General features: G+C 73.6%; 9 protein-coding genes. 6 read left to right on the top strand and 3 right to left on the bottom strand.

The genetic code is table 11. The features are described from left to right. Positions 1 to 13: 13 nt before the first annotated feature. Positions 14 to 277, bottom strand: a complete 264-nt coding sequence (locus QUY26_RS02175) for an acyl carrier protein (RefSeq protein WP_289943391.1) — start codon at positions 275 to 277, stop codon at positions 14 to 16. A gap of 783 nt (positions 278 to 1,060) precedes the next feature. Here QUY26_RS02175 and QUY26_RS02170 point away from each other — a divergent pair. The 5 genes from QUY26_RS02170 to QUY26_RS02150 are packed head-to-tail and all read left to right on the top strand — an operon-like array spanning position 1,061 to position 6,505. After that, complete coding sequence (locus QUY26_RS02170) at positions 1,061 to 1,765, top strand: LmbU family transcriptional regulator (protein ID WP_289943390.1); 705 nt, start codon at positions 1,061 to 1,063, stop codon at positions 1,763 to 1,765. A 40-nt stretch (positions 1,766 to 1,805) separates the two neighbouring features. Further along, entirely contained in the window at positions 1,806 to 2,915 is a 1,110-nt protein-coding gene (locus QUY26_RS02165) for a DegT/DnrJ/EryC1/StrS family aminotransferase (RefSeq protein ID WP_289943389.1), read from the top strand. 60 nt (positions 2,916 to 2,975) lie between these two features. Next, positions 2,976 to 4,430 (top strand): NDP-hexose 2,3-dehydratase family protein, encoded by a 1,455-nt coding sequence (locus QUY26_RS02160; RefSeq protein WP_289955404.1) that lies wholly within the window; start codon positions 2,976 to 2,978, stop codon positions 4,428 to 4,430. A gap of 58 nt (positions 4,431 to 4,488) precedes the next feature. Next, on the top strand, positions 4,489 to 5,136 hold the full coding sequence (locus QUY26_RS02155) for a dTDP-4-dehydrorhamnose 3,5-epimerase family protein (RefSeq protein ID WP_289943388.1): 648 nt from the start codon (positions 4,489 to 4,491) through the stop codon (positions 5,134 to 5,136). Further along, entirely contained in the window at positions 5,129 to 6,505 is a 1,377-nt protein-coding gene (locus QUY26_RS02150) for an NAD-dependent epimerase/dehydratase family protein (RefSeq protein WP_289943387.1), read from the top strand. Before QUY26_RS02155 ends, QUY26_RS02150 begins: the two co-directional genes overlap by 8 nt. Before the next feature lie 233 nt (positions 6,506 to 6,738). On the opposite strand, the gene fabG is transcribed toward QUY26_RS02150, so the two are convergent. Together fabG and QUY26_RS02140 are read right to left on the bottom strand one after the other, a co-directional pair. Continuing rightward, positions 6,739 to 7,443 carry a 3-oxoacyl-ACP reductase FabG gene (fabG, locus tag QUY26_RS02145; protein ID WP_289943386.1) on the bottom strand — a complete coding sequence of 235 codons (705 nt, stop codon included), beginning with the start codon at positions 7,441 to 7,443 and terminating at the stop codon, positions 6,739 to 6,741. Positions 7,444 to 7,492: 49 nt separating this feature from the next. Further along, positions 7,493 to 8,272, bottom strand: a complete 780-nt coding sequence (locus QUY26_RS02140; protein WP_289943385.1) for a TetR/AcrR family transcriptional regulator — start codon at positions 8,270 to 8,272, stop codon at positions 7,493 to 7,495. Between the two features lie 132 nt (positions 8,273 to 8,404). On the opposite strand from QUY26_RS02140, the gene QUY26_RS02135 reads away from it, so the two are divergent. Next, positions 8,405 to 10,183: an MFS transporter gene (locus QUY26_RS02135; protein WP_289943384.1), complete on the top strand. Its 1,779-nt coding sequence runs from the start codon at positions 8,405 to 8,407 to the stop codon at positions 10,181 to 10,183. Positions 10,184 to 10,285: the final 102 nt, after the last annotated feature.

Here is a 10,285-nt window from a genome sequence, read left to right as displayed (position 1 = left end):
TCACCTCGTGTCGTCACTGACTGTGTTCAACCCGTTCCCGTACCAGGTCGACGAGATCCTGCACCGTGGTGATCGTGGCCAGCTCCTCGTCGGGTATCTCATCACCCGCCTGCCGCTGGAGCGTGAAAGCGATCTCCACCATGGAGAGGGAATCGATCCCGAGGTCGTCCACCAAGGACTTATCGGGCTCCACTTCTTCGGCCGGAATTCCGGCAACTTCTTCCACCGCTTCGGCGACGAATCGAAGTGCGGCGCTCTGGTTCATGAGTGCGTCCATGGCTATCTCCTATTTCATCGATGCGCGCACGGTCAATCCATCGCTGTCCGGATCCCATTGGGAAATGCCGGAAAACGGCTCGTCGTGCCCGGTCAGAAGTGCCGGGGAGGAAATAGCGGCGGGTTGTTGTCCACTTGTGGTCCGGGGCGTGCGCCGGTAAGGACACGGGAGTTGTGGGGGCATGACGGCGGCATCGGAACGGGTCCGCGCCGTGCCCGCCGCCGACCGTCCCGCCGGCGGGACGCCGTGCCGCGTCCCGGACCGACCCTGCCCACCGCGTTCCGGAACCGGCCCCTTGCCCGGCCCCGCGCATCCGGAACGGCCTGCCGGCGCCGCCCGCCCGCCTCCGGGCCGACCACCCGCGTTGCGAAAAGCGCAGGCGCGCCCCGACCCGCCGCACGACACGGGGACGCGTCGAAACCGCGGGAATCAGACCGCGCCGGAAGTCGATCAACCGCATACTCCGGTCCGGCTTCGCCGTCGGCCCATCCGGAACAACCGGCCATTCATTCCCCTGGACACCGCGCCGTGACCTGCCGCAGACTGCCGGAGTCTCGGGACGACTCGGGGCAGGTGAGAGTACAGCACGCTCACACGGAGGATGTCTTGCCAAGCAAGAGGCACGGGGGAATACCTCCCGGCGTGAGGCCGCTACCGCACTCGATTCCCACAGCGATTCCCAACCAGATTTCCAACCCGATTCCCAGAACCATTGCAGGAGGCCGCCCGAGAGATCACAATCCATCGAATGCGCAGGACCGGAAATACGGATCGCAGCTGCATGTGAACGCGTCCGTGGTGGCCCGGCGCACCTCGCTCGACCTGCCGGTCGACCTCCCGCTGGACCGCTGGCGCAGCCTCGGCACCCACATCGCCGTCATCGCCGACTCGTCCAGCTGGTGGCTCGGGGACTGGCTCATCTACGGCCAGGCCCACTACCCCGACCGCTACAAGATCGCTCTCGCCGACACCTCCCTGAGCTACCAGACCCTGCGCAACTACGCCTGGGTCGCGGGCCGGTTCGGCGTGGCACGACGGCGCGACCGGCTCAGCTTCCAGCACCACGCCGAGGTGGCGGGCCTGGAGGAGCGGGCCCAGGACCACTGGCTGGAACAGGCGGAACGGCACGGGTGGTCCCGCAACGAACTGCGCCGCCACATCAGGGAGAGCCTGCGCGCGCCCGAACGCAGACCGCAGGACCAGGCGGCGACGCGAGCGGGGCCGGGCGAGGAGCAGGCAGCCATCCGCTTCAAGATCACGACAGAGCGGCGCATCCGCTGGCAGAAGGCCGCGGCCCACCAGGGCCAGGCGCTCGCCGAGTGGATCGTCTCCGTACTCGACCGCTGCGCGCCCGCGACGGTGCGCCCCGCCGACGGCGTCACCGCCGAACTCCCGCACCACCCGGTCCTCGCCGGGCGCGCGCTGGAGGAGTGCGGCGCCGCCCACGCGCGGTGCGGGCCCCTGGAGCCCGCGGCGCCGCAGCCGTAGCGCGACCAGCCGACCCCGAGCGAACCGAGGACCAGTGACCATGGGCATCAAGGTCTGGAACTACCTTGCGGAGTACGAAGCCGAGCGCGCCGACATCCTCGACGCCGTCGACACCGTCTTCCGCTCCGGACAGCTGATCCTCGGCCGGCGCGTCGAGGACTTCGAGCGGGCGTTCGCGGACTACCACGGGGTACCGCACTGCGCCGGTGTCGACAACGGCACCAACGCTCTCGTCCTGGGTCTGCGCGCGCTCGGTGTCGGCCGCGGCGACGAGGTGATCACCGTCGCCAACACGGCGGCGCCCACCGTCGTCGCCATCGACGCCGTGGGCGCGACACCCGTGTTCGTCGACGTGCACCCCGAGACGTATCTGATGGACGTGGACCGGGTGCCGGACGCCATCACCGAACGCACCAAGTGCGTCCTTCCGGTGCACCTCTACGGCCAGTGCGTCGACCTGACGGCGCTGACCGAGCACGCGGCCGCGCACGGGCTCGCCGTCCTGGAGGACTGCGCGCAGGCCCACGGTGCGCGGCAGCGCGGCAGGCTCGCCGGGACGACCGGGGACGCCGCCGCGTTCTCCTTCTACCCGACCAAGGTCCTCGGCGCGTACGGCGACGCCGGGGCCGTCATCACCTCCGCGCCGGCCGTCGACGCCGCCCTGCGCAGGCTGCGCTACTACGGCATGGAGGACCGCTACTACGTCGAGGCGACCCCCGGCCACAACAGCCGCCTCGACGAGGTGCACGCCGAGATCCTGCGCCGCAAGCTGGCCCGGCTCGACGACTACCTGGCCGCGCGCCGGGCGATCGCCGCCCGCTACGCGGAAGGGCTCGCCGGCAGCGGCCTCGTGCTGCCCGCGTCGGCGGACGGCAACGAACACGTCTACTACCTGTACGTCGTCCGCCACCCCGAGCGCGACCGGATCATCGCCGGGATGGCCGCCCGGGACATCACCCTCAACGTCAGCTACCGCTGGCCCGTCCACACGATGAAGGGCTTCGCCCACCTCGGCCTTCGCCGGGGCGACCTGCCCGTCACCGAGCGGGCCGCCGACGAGATCTTCTCGCTGCCCATGTACCCGACGCTGACCAAGGCCGAGCAGGACCTGGTCGTGGAGGCGCTGCGGGACGTACTCGCCGCGCTCTAGCCCCCATTATTTCGACCGGGTACGGCCCGGGACCAACGGCGTTCCGCGGGAGGTGCCGTCATCGTCACGTCACGTCGAGGCGCCGCGGTCGCGGCGGCGCCGGATCCGGGCTCCGCCGCGACCGCGGCTTCGGCTCCGACTTCCGCTTCCGCTTCGGCTTCCGCTTCGGCTTCGGGCAAGCCGGACCCGGCCGTAGAACTGTCGGACCTGGACGCCGCGTTCGCCGCCTGGTGGGCCGAACGGCGCGGCGCGGCCCGGCTGTCGGTCACCCCCGTCCCCTTTCGGGACCTGCCGCACTGGTCGTTCACACGAGGCGGCGACCTCGTGCACGACAGCGGCCGCTTCTTCACGGTCTCCGGGATGCGGGTGCGCGGCCCCGAGGGCTCCGGGCGCGACCAGCCGGTGATCGTGCAACCGGAGATCGGCGTGCTCGGCCTGCTCGTCAAGCACCTGGACGGCGAACCGCACGTGCTCCTCCAGGCCAAGGCGGAACCCGGCAACATCGACGGCATCCAGCTCTCGCCCACCGTCCAGGCGACCCGCAGCAACTACACCCGGGTGCACCGGGGCGGTGCGACCCGCCACCTGGAGCACTTCACGGGCCCCGGCCGCGGCCGGGTGCTCGTCGACTCCCTCCAGTCCGAACAGGGCGCGTGGTTCTGGCGCAAACACAACCGGAACATGGTCGTCGAGCCGGTCGGGGAGGTCGCCGAGCACCCCGACTTCCGCTGGATCGCGCTGCGTACGGTGCGCCGGCTCCTGAGCGTCGACCATCTGGTGAACATGGACACGCGGTCCGTCCTGGGATGCCTGCCCGCAGGACCCGTGGTCGAGGGAGCCATGGCGGCCGGACCCGTGCCGCCCTCGGCCCCGGTGCCTGCCGCGTCCGAGCTGACCAGCTGGCTCCTTGACGCCAAGCAGCACTGCCCCTGGGACGCGCGACCGGTCCCGCTCGCGGACGTCGGCGGCTGGACCCGTACGGAGACGGAGATCGCCGACGACGCGGCGCGGTCGTTCCGCATCATCGCGGTCCGGGTGGAGGCGGGCACCCGCGAGGTACGGCAGTGGGCCCAGCCGCTCCTCGCGCCCCGGCGCCCCGGCCTCGCCGTGTTCCTGTGCCGCACCACCGGGGGAGCACCGCGGGTCCTGGTCCGGGCGCGGACCGAGCCGGGCCTCGGCGACCTCGTCGAGCTCGGACCCACCGTCCAGTGGTCCGACGACACCGGGCCCGCCGTGCCGGAGGAGGCCGGTCCGTTCGACGGCTCGGCGCTGACCGACGATCCGGCGCGCGTACGGTTCGACGCGGAGCTGTCAGAGGAGGGCGGCCGCTTCCACCGGGCGGCGACCCGCTACCGCATCGTCGAGGCGGACACCGACGTCCCGACCTCGGACACTCAACTCCCGGACGATTACCGCTGGCTGACTACCCATCAACTCCATGTGCTGGTCGCCCTCGGCCACCACGTCAACGTCCAGGCCCGCAGTCTCCTCGCCTGCCTGGCGTCTCTCCCGTGAACCACCGGGACCCTCATCCCCGCGGAACCTCGCGAACCCTTCGGAAAGGAAAGGTGCCGTGCGGACCAGCGAGTTGGGCGTACGCGGCGCGTACGCGTTCACTCCCACCGTCTTCCCCGACGAACGCGGCCTGTTCGTCGCCCCCTACCAGCGCCCCGCGTACACCCGCGCCGTCGGCGGTCCGCTGTTCCCCGTGGCGCAGACCGGACACAGCCGGTCCCGGCGCGGGGTCGTCCGCGGCGTCCACTTCACCCGCACCCCGCCCGGCATGGCCACCTACGTGCACTGCGCCCGCGGCAGCGCGCTCGACCTCGTCGTCGACCTGCGGGTCGGCTCGCCCACGTTCGGCCGCTGGGACTGCCTGGTCCTGGACGCGGAGACGTTCCGGGCCGTGCACCTGCCGGTCGGCGTGGGCCATGCCTTCCAGGCACTGGAGGACGACACGGTGATGGAGTACCTGCTCTCCGGCGGCTACGCGGCCGACGACGAGAAGGCGGTCTCGGTGACCGACCCCGCCCTCGCCCTGCCCCTGCGCGACGACCTGCCACGCCTGTTGTCCCCCCGCGACCAGAGCGCACCCACCCTCGCGACGGCCCGGCGCGCGGGCCTGCTGCCGGAGTACGAGACGTGTCTGCGCCTCGACGCACGCCTGCGGGACGCGGCGCTCGCGGGAGCGGGGGCGCTTGAGGGGGAGCGGCATGGGTGAGGTGGGGGCGGGGGGCGGATGCGCGGGGGCCGGTGAGGGCGGCGGCTCGCCCCGTTCCGAGGGCACGGGCCGCACGGACGCCTCCGGCATGCCTGCCCGCACCGGCCGCGTGGGGACGTCCGGCGGGTCCGCCCGCAGCGGCCGCGCGGGCACCTCCGGCGGGCCCGGCCACACTCGCCCGTCTGTCGGCGCCGACCTGCCGGGCCCGTCCGTCGGCGCCGCCCCTTCGGGCTCCGCCGTCGGCCTGGACCCGGCCCGCCGGCTCGTCGGCCTCGGCTCTCCCCGCCTCTCCGTGGGCGCCGACCCGCCGTGCGTCGCCGTGCTCGGTGCCTCCGGATTCCTCGGCTCCGCCGTCGCCGCGATGCTCGCCCGGCGGCACCTGCGCCTGCGCCTGGTGGCCCGGCGCCCCAGCGCGGTCCCCGCGGACGCGGTGGCCGATGTCGAAGTGCGCGCCGTCGACCTCACCGACACCGCGAGCCTGGCCGACGCCGTCGGCGACGTCGACGCGATCCTCCACCTGGTGTGCCACCGGTCCGGCGCGCGCGCCTGGCGCACCGACGACGATCCGCTGGGGGAGTGGGTCAACGTCGGCATGGTGCACGCGCTCGTCGACATCCTGCGCGCGGCGCCGGAAGCGCGGCGGCCCGCGTGCGTCTTCGCCGGGTCGGCCAGCCAGGCGGGTCTGACCGCGCGCGACCGCGTCGACGGCACCGAGGAGGACCACCCCGCCAGCGGCTACGACCGCCACAAGACCCTGGCCGAACGGGCGCTCCTGGACGCCACCCGCGAAGGCGTCCTGCGCGCGGTGTCCGTGAGACTTCCGACCGTGTACGGCGAGAGCCGCACCCCGACCGCCGTCGACGGCGGGGTGGTGACGGCCATGGCCCGGCGGGCCCTGGCCGACGAGCCCCTGACGGTGTGGCGGGACGGCACCATCGGCCGGGACCTGCTGCACGTCGACGACGCGGCCCGCGCCCTCGTCACCGCCCTCGACCGCGTCGGCGAACTCGCCGGACGCCACTGGGTGGTGGGCACCGGCCGCACGACCACGCTCGGCGACCTCTTCCGCGCCGTCGCCCGACTCACCGCCGATGCCACCGGCCGCCCTCCGGTCCCGGTCGTCACCGTCGAGCCCCCGGACCACGCGACCCCCGTCGACTTCCACAGCTTCACGGTCGACGCGACCGCCTTCCACCGCGCCACCGGCTGGACACCGCGGGTGCCGCTGCAGGTGGGGTTGTCCCGCACGGTCGCCGCGTTGGCGCGGCAGGGCGGGGCGGGGGAGGAGGACGGGGCGGGCTGCCCGAGCGGGGCCGACGGCACCGAGAGCCCGGACGGGTCGGACAGGGCGGCGGACAGGTCGGGCTAGGCGCGGTCCGACGGGGCGTACGACCAGGCCGACGACTGGAGTGCCGGGGGCGGCCCCTTCGGTCGCGCCGCCTGCCGCTCCGGGCCGGCCGACGTCCGGTCAGCCGCGGGGCATTACATCGGCCTACCAGGACTTCCTCCCCCGCCCCGGGCAACGAGGGCTCGGACGGCTCCGGCGGGCAGTGGGGGCTGCCCGATGGGCTGGACCGTCGGGGCGATCCGACGGGCGGGCCCTCAGTGCCCCATCCCCAACCCCCCGTCCACCGGCACCACGGCCCCCGTGATGTACCCGGCGTCCGGCCCCGCGAGGAACGCGACCACCGACGCCACCTCCGCCGTCGTGCCCACGCGGCCCAGCGGCACGCTCTGCGTCATGGCGGCGAGCCGGGCCTGCGGCAGGGACGCCGTCATGTCCGTGTCGACGAGGCCGGCCGCGACGACGTTCACCGTGATGTTCCGGGGCGCCAGCTCCCGGGCCAGGGAGCGGCCGAAGCCGATGAGGCCGGCCTTGGAAGCGGCGTAGTTGGTCTGGCCCGCCGTGCCGAGCAGCGCGGAGACCGACGAGATCAGCACGACGCGGCCCCGGCGCGCCCGCATCATGGGCCGCACGGCGCGCTTGGCGACGCGGTAGGCCCCGCCCAGGTTCGTGTCGAGCACGGCGGCGAAGTCGTCCTCGGCCATCACTGCGAGCAGCCGGTCACGGGTGATGCCCGCGTTCGCCACGAGGACCTCCACCGCGCCCTGCTCCGCCTCGACCTCCTTGAACGCGCGATCCACCTGCTCCGGGTCCGTCACGTCGCAGCGCACCCCGAACAGGCCCGCGGGCGGCGAGCCCGAACGGAACGTGACCGCCACCCGGTCGCCGCCCTCGGCCAGGCGGCGGGCGACCGCGAGTCCGATCCCCCGGTTGCCGCCCGTGACCAGAACCGAACGTGCCATCGCTTCCTCCCCGTGTCGCGCGGACCTGCCCCGTCCCGACCGCCGCGGCCTACGCCGAGCGGCGGAGCACCAACTGCTCGATCCCGTCCAGGAGCCGCTCGAGGCCGAACTCGAACGGCGCCCCGGAATACGGCGTGCCGCCCGCCGCCAGCGCCCGGCTCAGAGCCGGGTATCGGCCGAAGTCCACGAGCCGCCCCAGGACTTCGTCGCGCTCCTTGGTGTCCTCCGCGGTGCCCTCGGCCCCGTCCCCGGAGGCGGCGCCCGGCCCGGCGCCGGACTCGACGCGCTCGCCACCCTGTCCGCGCAGCCGCCCGAGCCCCCGCACGTACGCGTCCACCGTCTCGATGGCCGACAGCTTCTCCGTCTCACTGAGCCCCGTGCCGTCGAAGATCCGCAGCGCCGAGTCGAGCCAGCGCAGCATGTTCGGACCCGGCACCTGTTCGGCCGCGCCCAGCTCCAGGACCCAGGGGTGGCGTCGGATCTCCCGCCAGTCGTCGTGCGCGAGAGCTGTGAGCTTGGCCCGCCAGTCGCCGGGCCACTCGTGCGGCAGGGTCCGGCCGATCGCCACGGCGTCGAGCATCAGCGCCTCCAGCTCGGCCCGCCCCGGGACGTATGTGTACAGCGAGGCGACGCCGACGCCGAGCCGCGCGGCGACGCGGCGCAGGGACATGGCGGCCGGGCCCTCCCGCTCGGCCACCTCGATCGCGGCCTCGACGATCCGGTCCAGGGTCAGCCCGCGCGCCGGTCCGCGGGAGCCGCGCGTGTCGCGCCCCCAGAGCAGCACGAGCGCGCGCTCCAGCGGGGTCGATGCGGTCAGCGGATCCGTCACCGTGCGGCACCCTCCGGCTTGTCGTACGCCGTCGTGAGCGGCGCACCTTTTGCGATCACCACGAAACTCAGTATACCGTTCGGAGTTAACCGAACAGTGCTCGGAGATTGGGCCGGATTCATGATCGGAGACATGCCCGCGGCACCCACGAAGAGCCCGCGGGCGCCCCGGCGGCGCGAGGAGCGGACGCTGCACGCCGCCGCGCTCACCAACGGCCCGAACGAGCTCTTCGACTTCATCCTGCCCCTCTGGGCGGGCGCGGCCCTCGGCCTGAGCGCCACCGAGGTCGGCATCCTGATGGCCGTCGAGATGGCCCTCTCCGTGATCGCCCGGCCCATCGCCGGCGTGCTGTCCGACCTCTTCGAGCGCCGCTACGTCGCCGCGACGGGCGCGGTCCTGTACGCGGCCTCCGCCGCCGGATACGCCCTCGCGCAGAACGCGGCCTCCGCCTACGCCGCCGCGGCGGTCGGCGGTGTGGGCGGCGCCCTGCTGTGGGTCGCCGTCCGCGCGATCGTCAGCGAACGCCTCGCGGAGGACTCCGCGGTCTTCCCGCGGCTCCTCGCCTCCCAGGAGACCGGCTCCTGGGTGGCCTTCGTCGCGGGCATGGTGCTGATCGGCGAGATCGGCTTCGACGGGGTCTTCTGGGCCTGCGCCGGGGCTTGCCTGCTCGCCGCGGCACTGCTGCTGTCCGCGCCCCGCAGGCAGGTTCCGGGGAGCCCGCGGGGCGGGGGAGCGGGTGGTGCGCCCGGCGCGACCGGGCCGGGCGGCGCTCCGGGCGTGAGCGGGCCGGAGGGCGCCGCGGCTCAGGAGGCGAAGAGCACGGCGGGCGCGGCCATCGCCGGGCTCGGCGCCGTCGGGCGCAGGCTCCGCCCCATGCTGCTCGCCGTGGTCGTGACGATGACGGCCGAGGCCGCGATCTCACTGCTGCTCCTGATGCACCTCCAGCGCGAGTTCGACCTGGAGGTCGTCCAGGTCGCGTACGTCTTCCTGCCCGGCGCCATCGTCATGAGCGTCGCCGCCGAGCGCCTGCACGGCTACGTGGTCCGCTTCGGCCGCACCCGCATCCTGATGTGCGCCTCGTTCGCCAGCGCGGCCTTCGCGGCCGGACTCGCCTGGGCGCCGAACCCCGTCGTCATCGCCGCGCTGTGGATCCTCAGCGGGCTCGCCTGGGCCGCGGTCATCCCCATCCAGCAGGCCGTCATCGCCGAGGCGTCGGGCGAGCACACGGGTCGGGGGATGGGCGTGTACGAGTCCGCCAATCTGCTCGGCGCACTGATCGGCGCCCTCACCGCGGGCATGCTGTACGACGGCGCCGACTGGACCGTCGCCTGCCTCAGCGCGGCCGCCCTGATCCTGGCCGGTGCCGTCGTCGTGCCCCGTGCCGTACGGAGCCTGGGCGTCGCCGACGTACCCCCGCCGCCGCCCGCACCGGAGGCCGAGCGCGAAGCCGAAGCGGATTCCGCATCCGTGCCGGAGCCGACAGGAGCGACCGGGACGGGCCCGGCGAGCCCGGCCGCCGACGGCGCGCCTTCGCGGGTGAAGGGCTCCCTCGTGAAGAGCGCGGCTGCACAGGCCGCGCCCGCGAAGGGGGCCGCGTCCGCGAAGGAAGCCGCACCCGCGAAGGAGGAGCCGCCGCGAACTCGGGAGCAACTGCTGCGCGAACTCGGGCGGCACGCGGCCGTGTTCGCCGTCGTGCAGGTGCTCCTGATGCTGGTGGGGCTCTCGTGGCTGCGCGATCTGGTCACCCAGGACACCGTCGAGGTGCTGCTGCACGGCGGCGGTCAGGAGTCGGGCTTCGCCCGGGTGATCGAGGACGGCGGCAAGATCTGGGTGTTCGTGCTGGTCGGGCACGCGCTGTGGACCGGCGCGAAATGCCTGGCCATGGCGGTCGGCAGGGGCGGGCGCGACTGACCGTGCCGCGCCGTCCGGGCGCCTGCGGTCCCAGTTCCGGTCGGAGCCAGGGTGCGTGCACGTGTCAGTGGTAATCGGCCAACTCTTGTTTAATGCAGGGCA

This window comes from Streptomyces flavofungini, from assembly GCF_030388665.1.
In the GTDB taxonomy this organism is placed as follows: Bacteria; Actinomycetota; Actinomycetes; order Streptomycetales; family Streptomycetaceae; genus Streptomyces; species Streptomyces flavofungini_A.
Note: the sequence above shows the minus strand (reverse complement) of the source record. Positions and strands in the feature narration are given on the sequence as shown.

Excerpts from the sequence above, each read along its gene's own strand:
- QUY26_RS02175 (WP_289943391.1), bottom strand. The coding sequence starts at position 277 with ATGGACGCACTCATGAACCAGAGCGCCGCACTTCGATTCGTCGCCGAA.
- QUY26_RS02165 (WP_289943389.1), top strand. The coding sequence starts at position 1,806 with ATGGGCATCAAGGTCTGGAACTACCTTGCGGAGTACGAAGCCGAGCGC.
- QUY26_RS02150 (WP_289943387.1), top strand. The coding sequence starts at position 5,129 with ATGGGTGAGGTGGGGGCGGGGGGCGGATGCGCGGGGGCCGGTGAGGGC.
- QUY26_RS02135 (WP_289943384.1), top strand. The coding sequence starts at position 8,405 with ATGCCCGCGGCACCCACGAAGAGCCCGCGGGCGCCCCGGCGGCGCGAG.
- fabG (WP_289943386.1), bottom strand. The coding sequence starts at position 7,443 with ATGGCACGTTCGGTTCTGGTCACGGGCGGCAACCGGGGGATCGGACTC.